Source organism: Methylomonas sp. 2F7, from assembly GCF_057126975.1.
This window is the reverse complement of record NZ_CP195203.1, coordinates 4,713,998-4,728,453: the sequence shown is the minus strand read 5'-3', so window position 1 is coordinate 4,728,453 and position 14,456 is coordinate 4,713,998. Positions and strand designations below refer to the sequence as shown.

The following is a 14,456-nucleotide window of genomic DNA, read 5'->3' as shown; positions in this document are numbered from 1 at the left end:
ACGGCCAAACAGCCTTTTATCCTGTCGCTTTTGGCTTTTTCCCGAATTTTATAACAATAACAAGATTCCCCCTGTAACCGCCATGCCCATCACCACTCTGAATATCGATATCCTGCTCGACACTCTGGAAGCCGCGATTCGCCGGCAAATTAGCGAGCGTAAGCTAAATAACCCTTTGTTGATCGGCATCCATAGCGGTGGAGCCTGGATTGCACGCCATATGCATCAACGCTTGGGTATGAGCGAACCCTTGGGCATGCTGGACATCACGTTTTATCGTGACGATTTCTCGCAAATCGGCATGCATCCCAAGGTCAAGACCAGTCAATTGCCACCGCATCTGGAAGGCCGCGACATCATCTTGATCGACGACGTGTTTTACACCGGTCGCACGATACGGGCGGCACTCAATGAAATCTTCGATTACGGCCGCCCTAATCAGGTGGTGCTGGCGGTGTTGATCGAACGCAACGGCCGGCAGATTCCGCTACAACCGGATTGTCATGGCATCCGTATCGACCTGGCCGGCGATCAACGTATCAAACTGACCGGCCCCGATCCATTGGGCATTGAGATTCAATCCCCACAAGTGGTGGCGGCATGACCCGACATATTCAGCTTACCGAACAGGGTAAGCTCAAGCATTTTCTGACGATCGAAGGCCTGGATAAACAGCTGTTGACCGAGATTCTGGATACCGCTGAATCGTTTGCCGGCATGTCGGAACATCAAGTCAAAAAAGTGCCCTTGCTGCGTGGCAAGACCATCGTCAACCTGTTTTTTGAAAACAGTACCCGCACCCGTACCACCTTCGAATTAGCCGCCACCCGGCTGTCGGCAGACGTGCTGAGCATGAATATCGCCACCTCCGCCACCTCCAAGGGCGAAAGCCTGCTGGATACCATTCATAACCTGGAAGCGATGCATGTCGATATGTTTGTGGTCCGCCATGCCCTCAGTGGCGCCGCGCATTTCATCGCCCAACACACGGCGCCGCATATCAGTGTGATTAACGCCGGCGACGGCCAACATGCCCATCCGACCCAGGCGATGCTGGATATGTTTACGATTCGGCAGCATAAAAAGCAATTCGAAGGCCTGAAAGTGGCTATCGTCGGTGACATCCTGCATTCGCGGGTGGCGCGATCGCAGATTCTGGCTTTAAACACCCTGGGCGTCGCCGAAGTGCGAGTGATTGCACCGAAGACTTTGCTACCGGCACAAGTCAAAACCATGGGTGTGATACCCATGCACGACATGGACGAGGGCCTGGACGATGTGGACGTGGTCATCATGCTGCGTTTGCAAAAAGAGCGAATGAATTCGGCGTTTTTGCCCAGCGAAAGTGAGTTCTTCCGCTGCTTTGGTTTGACAGAAGCCAAGCTTAAACGCGCCAAAGCCGATGCCATTGTCATGCATCCCGGCCCCATTAACCGGGGCGTGGAAATTGCCTCCAGCGTCGCCGACGGCCCGCAATCAGTAATCTTGCAGCAAGTCAGTAATGGCGTGGCAGTCCGCATGGCGATCATGTCGATGGCGATGCACAGTCAGGGAGGTGCGGCATGACAAAATTACAGGATAGTAATTTTGCACCGCCAACGGCGGCCCGTAAGGGTGACGCACACGGAGGTGTGGCATGAGTAAAATACTGATTAAAAACGGCCATGTCGTCGATCCGGCCAATAACATCGACGCCATCGGCTCGGTCTGCATCGCCGACGGCAAGATCATCTCGGTATTGGAGCAAGCCGCCGATTTCACGCCCGAGCAAATAATCGACGCCAGCGGTCAGATCGTTTGCCCCGGCTTCGTCGACCTGAGCGTGCGCTTGCGCGAACCCGGTCATACCCAAAAAGGCAGTATCCTCAGCGAAACCCGTGCGGCTCTGAGCGCCGGCGTTACCTCGCTATGCCTGCCGCCCGATACCAAGCCTTGCATCGATAGTCCGGCGGTAGTCGAGTTTATCAAGGACAAGGCAGAAAAGGCCGACTACCCGCAAATCCACAGCATAGGCGCATTGACACAGCGCTTGGCCGGCAGTGAACTGAGCGCGATGTTTGCGTTGAAGCAGGCCGGCTGTATCGCCGTCAGCAATGCCAGCGAACCGCTCGGCAATCTGTTGATATTGCGGCGGGCGATGGAATATGCCGCCACTCACGACTTATTGTTGATCTATCGCGCTAATGAACCCGCCTTATCCGGCAAGGGCTGTGCCCACGAAGGCGCGGTAGCCAGCCGTTACGGTTTGCCCGGCATTCCGGAAGCCGCCGAATCCATTGCCTTGGCCCAATGCCTGGAGTTGGCGGAATTGACCGGTTGCCGCGTGCATATCAGTCAGATTAGCTGCAAGCATTCGGTGATCAAGTTACAGCAGGCCAAGAAATACGGTCTGAACGTCACGGCCGATGTGGCGATTCATCAGTTGCATTTAACCGAAGACCACATTACTCCGTTCGACAGCAATTATCACGTGATACCGCCGCTACGTAGCGCCATCGACCGTCAATATTTGCGCGAAGGTCTGGTCAACGGCACTATCGATGCGATTTGCTCCGATCACCAACCGCACGATCTGGATGCCAAACTCGGCGCATTCCCGGAAACCGAAGCGGGCGCTGCCGCACTGGAAACCTTGTTGCCGTTGACGCTGGCGTTAACCCAGCAACATCGCATCGGTTTGTCGCAAGCCATCGCCAACCTGACCTGCAAGCCGGCACAAATTTTGGGTCTGGCAACCGGTGCATTAACGCCGGGCTATGCGGCCGATGTGTGTATTTTCGATCCGCAAGCCAGCTGGCAGGTTAACCACAACAACTGGCTTAGCGCCGGTTGCAATACGCCGTATTGGCAACAGACCTTGAGCGGACGCGTGACCCAGACCTTGCTGGCCGGTAAGCCGGTGTATCGCTTGGCAGAGTTGCCGTGACTAGATTATTTCGTCCCATTGTAAGTAGCACAGCGTGCTCAGTAAGGAATAAATCATGAGTTGTATCAAAAACCGCCGCGCCGACGGCTCGATGTCCTCCAGTATCATCGACGACCTGAAAGGTGATCAATCCTGGCGCATTTTTCGCATCATCAGCGAATTTACCGAAGGCTTCGACGAACTGTCCGGTTTGTGCGACGCGATTTCGATTTTCGGTTCCGCCCGGTTGCCACCCGAGCATTTTTATTATCAAAAAACCGTGGAATTGGCGGAAATGCTCAGCAAGGAAGGCTTTGCCGTCATCAGCGGCGGTGGCCCTGGCGTGATGGAGGCCGCCAACAAAGGCGCCATCCTGCACGATCAACCGTCCATAGGCTTGAACATCGAATTACCGATGGAGCAAACGCCCAACCCGTACCAAAATATTTCGCTTAATTTTCGCTATTTTTTCGTGCGTAAAGTGATGTTCGTGCGATATTCGATTGGTTACGTCTGCATGCCGGGCGGCTTTGGCACGCTGGACGAGTTCTTCGAAGCGTTGACCTTGATGCAAACCCACAAGATCTATCCGATTCCGTTGGTATTGTTCGGCACCGATTTTTGGAGCGGCCTGATGGATTGGATGAAAGCCAAGATGATGGAATACGGCACCATTTCCGAGGAAGATTTGGCGCTGATCACCGTCACCGACGATCCGCAAAAAGTGGTCGATATCATGGTTGCGCATCGCGAGTGGAAAGATTTGCAGCGCAAAAATTAAGCGCAGCGCAACTTTCAGGACTCAACTCGGTCACATTTTTGTTAAACATAAGGATTTTTCATACACATGACTGCGACAAGTCTTAGCCCCAGCCAAGCCGCCTTACAAAATCTCAAAACCCACATCAATACTCAGATCATCGGCCAGGAAGTACTGGTCGAAAGAATGCTCATTGCCCTGCTGGCCGATGGTCATTTGTTGGTGGAAGGTGCGCCGGGTTTGGCGAAAACCCGCGCGATCAATGTACTTAGCCAAGGGATAGAAGCCGATTTCCATCGGGTGCAGTTTACCCCTGACCTGTTGCCGGCCGATTTGACCGGCACCGAAATATACCGGCCGCAGCAAGGCAGTTTCGAATTTCAGAAAGGCCCGCTATTTCATAATCTGATTCTGGCTGATGAGATCAACCGTGCGCCGGCCAAGGTGCAGGCCGCCTTGCTGGAAGCGATGGCGGAACGGCAGATTACGGTCGGCAAAGCCACGTATCCATTGCCGCCCTTGTTCATGGTTATGGCCACGCAAAATCCTATTGAGCAGGAAGGCACTTACCCCCTGCCGGAAGCGCAACTGGATAGATTTTTGCTGCATGTGAAAATCGATTATCCCAATGCCGAACACGAGCAAGCCATCTTGCATCTGGCTCGCGCCGAAGCCAAGGGCGCCTTGCAAAACCAGGGCGGCGCACAACCAAAAGTCAGCCAGCAAGCTTTATTCGCGGCGCGCGGCGAAGTGCTGGAGTTATATCTGGCCGACAGTTTGGAGCAGTATCTGCTGCAAATCGTGCTGGCGACCCGTAATCCCGGGGTTTATGGCCAGGATTTGGCTGGCTGGATTCAGTACGGCGCCAGCCCGCGCGCCAGCATCGCCCTGGACCGCTGCGCTCGCGCCAAAGCCTGGTTGCAACAGCGCGATTTTGTCGATCCGGGCGACATTCAAGATATGGCTTACGACGTGTTGCGCCATCGCCTAATTTTGTCTTACGAAGCGGAAGCGGAAGGCATTAGCAGCGATTATGTGATCAAAGAACTGATAGCCAGAATTGCCGTACCCTAAATGACTAAATCGCCAGCGACCGACAACCCCCGGGTTACGGTCACTCTCAAAGCCTTGGTGGATCTGGCCAAACCGGCCGGCATGCTCAGCCTAGGACACGCCAATATCCGCGCCGCGCAAAGCGGTAATTATCTGTCGCATCTGAAAGGGCGCGGCATGGCTTTCGACGAAACGCGGCTCTATCAACCGGGCGATGATGTGCGGCGTATCGACTGGCGCGTGACGGCCCGCACCGATAAGCCCCACAGCAAAATTTTCAAGGAAGAACGCGAGCGCCCAATGTTCATCGCGGTGGATTACCGCGCAACCATGGCATTTGCCACGCGCGGCGTGTTCAAGTCCGTGCAGGCAGCCCGCTTGGCCGGTTTGCTGGCTTGGGCGGCATTGAAGCAAGGCGACCGGATTGGCGGACAGATTTTCAGCGATGACGGTTGCCAGGAATTGAAACCGCAAACCGGCAAACCGGCGCTGTTAAGATTTTTGAATACTCTGGTCAATCCGGACTATAACGGCGCAGCCGTGGTCAATCTGGCGCAACCTTTAGCCAGATTGCTGCATCATGCCCGACCTGGCAGTCGGGTCTATATCCTCAGCGATTTTCGCGGGATGAATGGCGCGGCCGAAAATCATTTGGCTAATCTGGCCCGACATTGCGAAGTAGTGTTAGTGCACATCGCCGATCCGCTGGAGAGCAGTTTGCCGACCCAAGGCCGCTACCGCTTTACCGACGGCTGGCGCGAAGTGCTGTTCGATAGCGGTGACAAACAGCGTCTACAAGCCTATCGGCAACGTTTTCAGGATCGGCAGGAGTATCTGCAAAAGCTGGCCAATAAACTGCGTCTGACCTTGATACCCTGCACGACCCAGCAAGCGCCTTTGGACGCATTGAACGGCACCCGCGCGCATCCGGCGGCCTAAAAAGTTCTCAATCAGGCCATGCAAATTTCCAAGTTGTTCAACTCAGCCGATGTATCGTCGCAAAAGCCAGACCGCCGAAATACCGCGCCTATTGGGCCTTTAATACGGCTGGTACATATCGGCATACTGAGTTTGTTGATGTTTGTCGGCGGCTGGCTGGGCGTCAAAATGATCATTCCGCCCGGCTATGCCAGTCCGCTATGGCCGCCGGCCGGGATCGCACTGGCCGCGCTGTTTATCGGCGGCCGCAAGCTTTGGCCCGGAATCTGGCTGGGCGCAGCGCTAAGCAATTTCCTGGTGACTATTGAGTTTTCCGGTCAACTCACCGCTCAAACCGCGATGTCTTCCTTTGCAATTGGTGGCGGCAGCGCCTTGCAAGCGCTGGTGGCCCTGGCCTTATCCAAAGCCTACGTAGAGCCGGGTTTGCCAAAATTGGATAGTCCTGCCGCCATCCTCAAGTTTTTTGTCCTGGCCGGACCGGTAGCCTGTCTGATAGCACCCAGCGTCGGCGGATCCGTACTTTATTCATTGGACTTGATGAGCCATGCGCAACTCTGGTCGTCCTGGCGAAACTGGTGGGTTGGCGACAGTTTGGGCGTGATGATTGTGACGCCGCTATTGTTTTGTTATTTCGGACGCCCCCGTGCGCTTTGGCAAGCGCGGCGCTTGAGTGTAGCGCTGCCTTTATTGGGCACACTGCTGGCATTGGTACTGGTATTTTTGCAAGCCTTTCAAGCGGAACGCACGCGCATTCAACAAGCTTTCGATAGTCGGGCCGGCGAGATAGACCGGCTGCTGGTGGAATATGCCATTGATGTAATCGACAGTACGCTGGCGCTAAGAGATGTATTTTTGGCATCCGGGCAAGTGAATAGAGCCGAATTCAGCGTATTTTCCCAGGGTATCCTGCAACGCCATCCGGAAATTCAGGCCCTGGAATGGCTACCTCTGATCGCCCAAGCCGATTTGCCTGCCTTCGAACAAGCAGTCCGCGCCGAAGGATTTCCTGATTTTCGGGTTATCGAACGAGACAGTACCGGTCAATTGGTGAAAGCCAGCGCCAGACCGGAGTATTTTCCAATCATGTTTGTGGAGCCGATGGCCGGCAACGAAAAAGCCTTCGGCTTCGATTCCATGACAAATCCACTTAGCCGCCAAGCAAAAAATCTGGCCCGCGCCAGCGGTAAACCTACCGCCTCGCAAAAACTGACGCTGATACAGCGTGACGATACGGATCCCGGCATTTTGGTGTCCATTCCGGTTCGCCGGCGTAACGCTGACGGCGACGCCTTGGATATTGCCGGCTATGTCACTGCAATCGTTCTGCCGACCAAAATGGTGGAAATAGTTACCAGGGGGCTTAACACCGATACGCTGGGCATCAGCATTGATGATCTCAGCGCGCCCGCCGGAGAAACTGCTTTGTATGTAAAACCGGTACGCAAGCAGGTGTCGTTAAACTACGACTTGAAAAAATGGCAGCGTAGCTTTGCGTTTGTGGATCGTAATTGGCAAATTACCGTCACTCCGGATAGCGATTTTGTCAACGAACAAGGTTCAACGCTACCTTTGATTACGCTGATCGGCGGGCTCTGTTTTACCAGCTTGCTGAGTATTTTATTGCTGATCATCAGCGGCAGAACCGCCTCCGTGCAAGCGTTGGTGGAAGAACGCACCCAGGCATTGGCCGATGCGGTTGCGGAGTTGGAAACCGCTGCCAATATCGCCAAGGAATCGGAATTAAAGCTGCGCACTATCGTCGATTCCGAACCGGAGTGCGTGAAACTGCTGGGACGGGACGGCAGCTTATTGCAAATGAACCGCGCCGGTCTGGACATGATAGAGGCCGACACGCTGGAACAAGCCCAACAAGGACGCCTGGGAGACTTGGTGTTGCCCCGATACCGGACTGCTTTTGAAAAATTGACTCGACGGGTGTTTGCCGGCGCATCAGGCACACTGGAATTTGAAATCGTCGGCCTGAAAGGCCGGCAACGCTGGTTAGACACCCACGCGGTGCCAATGCGCGATGCTGAAGGTAATATCGCGGCCCTGTTGGGTTTGACCCGCGACATTACCGAACGCAAGCAGGCCGAAGAACATCTGAAACTGGCCGCGCGGGTATTCAGCGAGGCGCACGAAGGCATTTTAATTACCGATCCCACCGGAATCATCGTCGATGTGAATCCGACTTTTTCCGAAATTACCGGCTATAGCCGGGCCGAAGTGATAGGCCGAAACCCCAGTATCTTGCAGTCCGGCAAATACGGTGCGGATTTTTACCGGGATATGTGGCAAGCCTTGCGTGAAGCGCAACATTGGCAAGGCGAATTGTGGAACCGCAAAAAAAACGGCGAGTTGTATGCGCAATGGCTGACGGTTTCCGCCTTGTGCGATGCCGACGGCAAGGTCACTCACTATATCGGGCTATTTTCCGATGTCACGCAGGCCAAGCAGCAGCAACAGCTGCTGGAATTGTTTGCTCATTACGATCCGCTCACCCGCCTGCCGAATCGGATTTTATTCGCTGATCGCTTGAATCAGGCCATCGCCCACAGCAAGCGGGAAAACACCTTGCTGGCGATTTGCTTTCTGGACCTGGACGGCTTCAAGCCGGTCAACGACCAATTCGGCCACGACATCGGTGATCGGGTGTTGGTTGAAGTGGCCGAACGAATCAAAAACGCGATTCGCGAGGAAGACAGCGTATCCCGGCACGGTGGTGACGAATTTGCGCTGTTGTTGGGCAATGTAGACTCGATCGAGCAATGCGAACAAACCATCATGCGGATTCATCGGGCGATCGCCCTGCCGTATGTCATCGACGATCAGCCTATTTCGGTCGGCGCCAGTAGCGGTTTTACCGTGTATCCGCTGGATGATGCCGACGCCGACGCCTTATTGCGGCATGCCGACTATGCCATGTACCAGGCCAAATTGGCCGGTAAAAACCGTTGCCAGTTGTTCGATGCCAGCCACGACCAACAAGTCATGCATCGCCACCAACAGTTGCGCGACATCGAAGCGGCGTTTTTAAATAACGAATTGTGCATGTATTACCAACCCAAGGTCGACATAAAAACCGGCCAGGTTAAAGGCGTGGAAGCCTTGATCCGTTGGCAGCATCCGCAGCGCGGCATGGTGCCGCCGTTGGAGTTTCTGCCGGTGATTGCCTCCACCGATCTGGAAATCCGCATCGGCAATTGGGTCATTGCGCAAGCCTGCGAGCAGTTGGCCGGTTGGCACGCGCGGGGGCTATTGTTGGAGGTCAGCGTCAATATCTCCTCCTATCATCTGCTGTGGTCCGGCATCGGCGCTTATATAGAAGAAACGTTGCGCCTTCATCCGGAACTGGATGCCCGTTATCTGCAATTGGAAATTCTGGAAAGCACCGCATTGGATGATTTGTCGGCGGTGAACCGGATTATCAAAAGCTGCCGGGAACAACTGGGGATCAGCGTGGCCCTGGACGACTTCGGTACCGGCTACTCCTCGTTGACGCATTTGCGGCATTTATCGGTAGATACCGTCAAGATCGATCAGACCTTTGTCCGCGATATGCTCGACGATCCCGACGACTACGCCATCATCGAAAGCGTGATCGCACTCAGCCAGGCTTTTAACCGGGAAGTCGTCGCGGAAGGCGTGGAAAGCCAGGAACAAGGCATCGTGCTGTTGCTGCTGGGTTGCCATCTGCTGCAAGGTTACGCGATTGCCCGTCCGATGCCTGCTGCGGCGATTGCGGACTGGGTGATTGCTTACCGGCCTTTCGGCGACTGGCAAATTTATGCGGAGGCCGAGCTGTCGGCAGAACAGATCGACATTGCGATTCGCCGGTTCGACACCCGGCAGTGGTTGCAACGGGTACAAGCCTGTCTATTCGCGGAGCCGCAAGGTGTCGTGAAAAGCTGGCCCATCATGGACCAGCGCCGTACCCATCTGGGCCGTTGGTTGAAGCAAGTACAACACGACAAACAGTATGCCCATGATTGGCTGGAAAGTATCGAACAATTACAACGGCAACTACATGTGCTGGCCGAGAGTCTGCTAAAGCGCTACGAAGCTGGCCAGCGCGATGCCGCGCGAGCAGGATTTAACGATCTGCGGGCTATTCAGCTGCAAATCGACGACCTGCTGGTTTTGTATACCCCACTCCCCAATTTGGACGAGATGTAGACATTCAACATGGAACCATTGCCTTTAAAAGATATTCATTTGCCCGATTCGGTGACATTTTGGCCACCGGCGCCGGGCTGGTGGTTGTTAGTGGTATTGCTGCCGTTACTGATTTTTTTGTGCCGCTATTTTTATAAACGCATCCGCCGCCAGACTGCGGCCAAAACTGCCGCCAAGTTGTTGTCCGCCATTCGCCGGGATAGTGGGGCCGATGCCAGACAGACCCTGGCGGCCTTGTCCGCCTTGTTGCGGCGCGTAGCCATCAGTACCGCGCCGCGCAGCGATGCGGCCAGCTTGCGTGGCGAGACCTGGTTGGCGTATCTGGATCAATCCCTACCGGATGCACCGTTTAGTCAAGGTCCCGGCCGTTGTCTGGCCGACGGCCATTACCGGCAAACACCACCGTCCGACGCAGAACTGGAGGCGTTATTCGAGTTGTGCGAACGCTGGTTGAAGCAGCAGGCGAAAAAGAGATGATCGAATTGCACTGGCCTTGGTTGTTATGGTTGTTGCCGCTACCGTTGTTATTGCGTTGGCTGTTACCGGCGCGTGCCGTCGCCCAACAAGCGGCATTAAAAGTGCCTTTTTTGGACGATTTCGGCCCCAGCGCCAGTCGGGTGGTTAGTAGCGAGAAGCGCTGGCCGCTGTGGTTGGCGACTCTGGCTTGGCTGTGTTTGCTGGTGGCGGCCGCTCGCCCGCAATGGCTGGGCGAACCCATCGAGCAAGCGGTCAGCGGCCGCGATTTGATGCTGGCGGTAGACGTATCCGGCAGTATGCAGGAGGAAGATTTCATCCTTGGCAAGCAGCGCGTGGATCGCTTAACCGCCATCAAACAGGTGGCCGGCGATTTTATTCAACGTCGGGTCGGCGACCGGCTGGGCTTGATCCTGTTCGGTACGCAAGCTTATTTACACGTGCCGTTGACTTTCGATCGCAAGACCGTGCAAACCTTGTTGCACGAGGCTTTTATAGGCATTACCGAGGACGACCCGAAAACCTCGATAGGCGACGCTATCGGTTTGGCAATCAAACGTCTGCAACAGCAGCAAGATGCCAGCCGGGTGTTGATTTTGTTGACCGACGGCGCCAATACCGCCGGGGAGTTGACGCCTTTGAAAGCTGCTGAACTGGCTGCAGAACACAAACTGAAAATCTACACGATAGGCATAGGCGCCGACGAAGTGTTGGTGCGCAGCCTGTTCGGCACCCGCCGCGTCAACCCCTCCGCCGATCTGGACGAAAAGACTCTGACCGCGATTGCCGACGCCACGGGTGGCCATTATTTCCGGGCTCGAAACACCGAAGAGCTGGAAAAAATCTACCGCATGCTGGATCAACTGGAACCGGTTGAAAAAGACAAACAATACTTCCGGCCGCGCAGCGAATTGTTTTATTGGCCGCTGGGCCTGGCCTTGTTATTGACGGGCTGGTTAACCTTGGCCCGATTGAGGTGGTCATGAATTTTGCTGATTTTCATTTCCTGCGGCCCTGGTGGTTGCTGGCTGTATTGCCGGCCGCGCTGTTTTTGATCTTGTTGGTGCGGCATCGGCATGGGCGCGGTAACTGGAGCGAAGTCTGCGATGCCGAGTTGCTGCCCTTTATTTTGCAAGACAAACCGCTGCAACAGTCGCGCGGCAATTTGTTCGGCGCCGGTTTTGCCGCGTTGTTGACCATCGTTGCATTGGCCGGTCCGACCTGGCAGCGTTTGCCGGGCCCGGCTTTTAGAAACGACGCTGCGCTGGTGATTGCGCTGGATTTGTCCAAATCCATGGATGCCGCCGACATCAAACCCAGCCGTATCGGCAAGGCCCGTTACAAAATCGCCGATTTACTGAAGCAACGCAAGGACGGTCAAACCGCGCTGCTGGTCTACGGCGGCGATGCCTTTACCGTCACACCGTTGACCAACGATACCGCTACCATCGATAGCCAGCTAACCGCGCTGACCACCGACATCATGCCCAGTCCGGGCAGCAACACCAGTCTGGCATTGAATGCGGCGGTGGCTTTGCTGCGCCAGGCCGGCCTGGTCAAGGGACATATCCTGCTGGTCACCGACGGCGCCGATGCCGATGTGGCCGAGCAGGCCGAACACTGGCTGGGCGATTATCGGCTCTCGGTACTGGCGATGGGCACGCCGGAAGGGGCGCCTATCCAGTTACAGGGGGCCGGGTTTTTAAAGGACAGTAATGGCGCTATCGTGGTCGCGAAGTTGGACGAGGCAGCGCTGAGCACGTTAGCCCAGCATGGTCGCGGTATTTATCAGCCTGTCACGGCAAACGATGCGGATGTCGAGAATTTGGGGCGTTTGTTCAATACTGCCGACACCGGTAACGAAAATTTGGATAGCAATCTGTTGTTGCAACAATGGGATGAAAAAGGCCCTTGGCTGTTATTGCTGGTATTGCCTTGGGCAGCTTTGCAATTTAGAAAAGGTTTGTTATTGACCTTGCTGTGTTTATTGCCGTTGCCGAAAAATAGCTACGCCCTGGACTGGCAGAGCCTGTGGCAAACGCCCGATCAACGCGCCAAACAGGCTTTCGAGCAACAGCAATATCAGCAAGCCGCCGAGCAATTCGATAATCCAGACTGGCGCGCTGCCGCGCAATATAAGGCCGGTCAATATCAAGAAGCCGCCGAGACCTTGAAAAACACTCAAAGTGCGGACGGCCATTACAATCGCGGCAATGCCTTGGCTCAGGCCGGCCAGTTGCAGGAAGCCGTGCAAGCCTATCAACAGGCGCTGCAACTTGATCCTAAGCATCAGGACGCGAAATACAATAAGGAACTGGTCGAGAAGAAGTTGAAAGAACAGGAACAAAAGCCACAGGACAAAAATCAGCAAGACGAGCAAAAACAGCAACAGCAGGACGGCAAGTCTGATCAAGCCGATAAAGACTCGCAGCAGGAGCAAAAGCCCCAAGACCAGCAAAAAGCCGACGCCAAGCAGGACGCGGAACAAAATAAGGCGAAAGAAGACCAACAGTCCGAAGCGGAGGCCAAACAGCAAGCTCAGCCGCAACCGCCCAAGCAAGAGCCGACAGACCAGGAAAAAGCCGCGCAAGCCACGGAAAAAAATGAAACAGAACGTGCCAACGAGCAATTATTGAAGCGCATACCGGACGAGCCGACCGGCTTGTTGAAGCGTAAATTCAAATATCAATACGGTCAGCGCAATCGAGCTAACCAGTCCGGTCCTGCATGGTAAATCCCGGTATGAATACAGACTGAAAATTCAAGGTGGCTTTGGTCTTGATTAAAACCAGGCACCGTAAGCCCGACACTCTAACAACTCGTGGTGCTATGAAACGATGGATATAGGCTTAATACTGATTTTGATCCTGATCAACGGCGTGTTTGCGATGTCGGAAATGTCGCTGGTCTCGTCCGGGCTGGCGCGCTTACAGAAACTGGCCGGCGAAAAACGCGCCGGTGCGCGTACCGCACTGAGGCTACATAAAGATCCGTCGCGGTTTTTATCCACGGTGCAGGTCGGCATCACGTCTGTCGGTATTCTCAGTGGCGCGTTGGGTGAGGAGGCTTTGACCGAGCCTTTGTATCGGCAACTGCTGAACATCCCCCTGCTGACGCCCTATGCCCAGAGTATTGCGCTAATCGCCACAGTCTTTCTGATTACTTATTGTTCGGTAGTCATCGGCGAACTGGTACCCAAGCGGCTGGCTTTGCTGCATCCGGAGCGGATTGCGGTGTTTATCGCCCGGCCTATGTATACGCTGTCGCAGGTTGCCAGTCCGGTCGTTTGGCTGCTGTCGTCGTCTAGTACGTTGATACTACGGCTATTCGGCGCACATCGGCCGCCGCAGACCAGTGTCACCAACGAAGAAATCAAACTACTGATGGAAATCGGTGCGGAATCCGGGGTGTTTCACGCCAGCGAAAGCCATTTGGTCGGCAACGTCTTGCAACTGGATGAACAAATGCTCGGCGCGGCCATGACGCCCCGGCAGCAGATATACGCTATCGATTTAAGCGATCCGGAAGCGACAGTGCGCGCCGAAATCGCCGACTGCCCCTACGCCCGGGCGGTAATCTGCCGAGACGGTCTGGAAAATGTGGTCGGAATCTTGCAAAGAAGCGATCTGCTGAAACCGGCAATGGCCGGAGTAGCCTTGGATATTGCACCTATCCTGCATGCGCCGTTATATGTGCCGGAAGCCATGACGCTAAGGCAATTACTGGAATTTTTCCAGGAAAAGCGAGCCGATCTGGCGCTGGTCGTAGACGAATATGGCGACATTGAGGGCTTGGTGACGCTCAGCGATGTGCTGAAAGCCATAGTCGGCCACCTGCCCAGTCGCACCAATCTGGACATCGATGTGGTGCAACGTAGCGATGGTTCGTGGTTGGTGGATGGCGGCTTATCGATTCAGCGTTTGAAAACGGTGATCGGTATGGACGGCAATTTACCCGGCGAGGCCGACAATGCCTATCACACTGTGGGCGGCTTCATTCTGTTTTACCTGGAAAAAATTCCCCAAGTAACGGACAACTTCGAATTCCGGCAATGGCGTTTCGAGATCGTCGATATCGACGGCACTCGCATTGACAAGGTGTTGGTTAGCCAAATGCCGCCCGAGGCCGCAATTTAGCGCTTCGTTAAAT

Annotated in this window: 11 protein-coding genes; all 11 read left to right on the top strand. The window is 55.0% G+C overall.

The window, feature by feature from the left end; translation table 11 throughout:
* Nucleotides 1-82: 82 nt before the first annotated feature.
* Complete coding sequence (gene pyrR, locus ACR64Q_RS21285; protein WP_313733070.1) at nucleotides 83-604, top strand: bifunctional pyr operon transcriptional regulator/uracil phosphoribosyltransferase PyrR; 522 nt, start codon at nucleotides 83-85, stop codon at nucleotides 602-604.
* On the top strand, nucleotides 601-1,566 hold the full coding sequence (locus tag ACR64Q_RS21280; protein WP_313733069.1) for an aspartate carbamoyltransferase catalytic subunit: 966 nt from the start codon (nucleotides 601-603) through the stop codon (nucleotides 1,564-1,566). The genes pyrR and ACR64Q_RS21280 overlap by 4 nt, the downstream gene beginning before the upstream one ends.
* A 70-nt stretch (nucleotides 1,567-1,636) precedes the next feature.
* Nucleotides 1,637-2,926 (top strand): dihydroorotase, encoded by a 1,290-nt coding sequence (locus ACR64Q_RS21275; protein ID WP_313733068.1) that lies wholly within the window; start codon nucleotides 1,637-1,639, stop codon nucleotides 2,924-2,926.
* Between the two features lie 55 nt (nucleotides 2,927-2,981).
* Entirely contained in the window at nucleotides 2,982-3,686 is a 705-nt protein-coding gene (locus ACR64Q_RS21270) for an LOG family protein (protein WP_020483980.1), read from the top strand.
* Nucleotides 3,687-3,752: 66 nt separating this feature from the next.
* A complete protein-coding gene (locus tag ACR64Q_RS21265) occupies nucleotides 3,753-4,739 on the top strand; it encodes an AAA family ATPase (RefSeq protein WP_026602800.1) in 987 nt (328 codons plus the stop codon).
* A complete protein-coding gene (locus ACR64Q_RS21260; protein WP_313733067.1) occupies nucleotides 4,740-5,657 on the top strand; it encodes a DUF58 domain-containing protein in 918 nt (305 codons plus the stop codon). It abuts the gene before it with no gap.
* A gap of 18 nt (nucleotides 5,658-5,675) precedes the next feature.
* Nucleotides 5,676-9,833, top strand: a complete 4,158-nt coding sequence (locus ACR64Q_RS21255) for an EAL domain-containing protein (protein WP_026602798.1) — start codon at nucleotides 5,676-5,678, stop codon at nucleotides 9,831-9,833.
* A 9-nt stretch (nucleotides 9,834-9,842) separates the two neighbouring features.
* A complete protein-coding gene (locus tag ACR64Q_RS21250) occupies nucleotides 9,843-10,310 on the top strand; it encodes a DUF4381 domain-containing protein (protein ID WP_313733066.1) in 468 nt (155 codons plus the stop codon).
* Nucleotides 10,307-11,293 (top strand): vWA domain-containing protein, encoded by a 987-nt coding sequence (locus ACR64Q_RS21245; RefSeq protein WP_313733065.1) that lies wholly within the window; start codon nucleotides 10,307-10,309, stop codon nucleotides 11,291-11,293. Before ACR64Q_RS21250 ends, ACR64Q_RS21245 begins: the two co-directional genes overlap by 4 nt.
* Complete coding sequence (locus ACR64Q_RS21240; RefSeq protein ID WP_313733064.1) at nucleotides 11,290-13,041, top strand: vWA domain-containing protein; 1,752 nt, start codon at nucleotides 11,290-11,292, stop codon at nucleotides 13,039-13,041. Before ACR64Q_RS21245 ends, ACR64Q_RS21240 begins: the two co-directional genes overlap by 4 nt.
* A 103-nt stretch (nucleotides 13,042-13,144) precedes the next feature.
* Nucleotides 13,145-14,443, top strand: a complete 1,299-nt coding sequence (locus ACR64Q_RS21235) for a hemolysin family protein (RefSeq protein ID WP_313733063.1) — start codon at nucleotides 13,145-13,147, stop codon at nucleotides 14,441-14,443.
* The last annotated feature ends 13 nt before the right edge of the window (nucleotides 14,444-14,456 follow it).

Excerpts from the sequence above, each read along its gene's own strand:
- ACR64Q_RS21260 (WP_313733067.1), top strand. The coding sequence starts at position 4,740 with ATGACTAAATCGCCAGCGACCGACAACCCCCGGGTTACGGTCACTCTC.
- ACR64Q_RS21240 (WP_313733064.1), top strand. The coding sequence starts at position 11,290 with ATGAATTTTGCTGATTTTCATTTCCTGCGGCCCTGGTGGTTGCTGGCT.
- ACR64Q_RS21250 (WP_313733066.1), top strand. The coding sequence starts at position 9,843 with ATGGAACCATTGCCTTTAAAAGATATTCATTTGCCCGATTCGGTGACA.
- ACR64Q_RS21265 (WP_026602800.1), top strand. The coding sequence starts at position 3,753 with ATGACTGCGACAAGTCTTAGCCCCAGCCAAGCCGCCTTACAAAATCTC.
- ACR64Q_RS21255 (WP_026602798.1), top strand. The coding sequence starts at position 5,676 with ATGCAAATTTCCAAGTTGTTCAACTCAGCCGATGTATCGTCGCAAAAG.
- ACR64Q_RS21235 (WP_313733063.1), top strand. The coding sequence starts at position 13,145 with ATGGATATAGGCTTAATACTGATTTTGATCCTGATCAACGGCGTGTTT.
- ACR64Q_RS21245 (WP_313733065.1), top strand. The coding sequence starts at position 10,307 with ATGATCGAATTGCACTGGCCTTGGTTGTTATGGTTGTTGCCGCTACCG.
- ACR64Q_RS21280 (WP_313733069.1), top strand. The coding sequence starts at position 601 with ATGACCCGACATATTCAGCTTACCGAACAGGGTAAGCTCAAGCATTTT.
- ACR64Q_RS21275 (WP_313733068.1), top strand. The coding sequence starts at position 1,637 with ATGAGTAAAATACTGATTAAAAACGGCCATGTCGTCGATCCGGCCAAT.
- pyrR (WP_313733070.1), top strand. The coding sequence starts at position 83 with ATGCCCATCACCACTCTGAATATCGATATCCTGCTCGACACTCTGGAA.
- ACR64Q_RS21270 (WP_020483980.1), top strand. The coding sequence starts at position 2,982 with ATGAGTTGTATCAAAAACCGCCGCGCCGACGGCTCGATGTCCTCCAGT.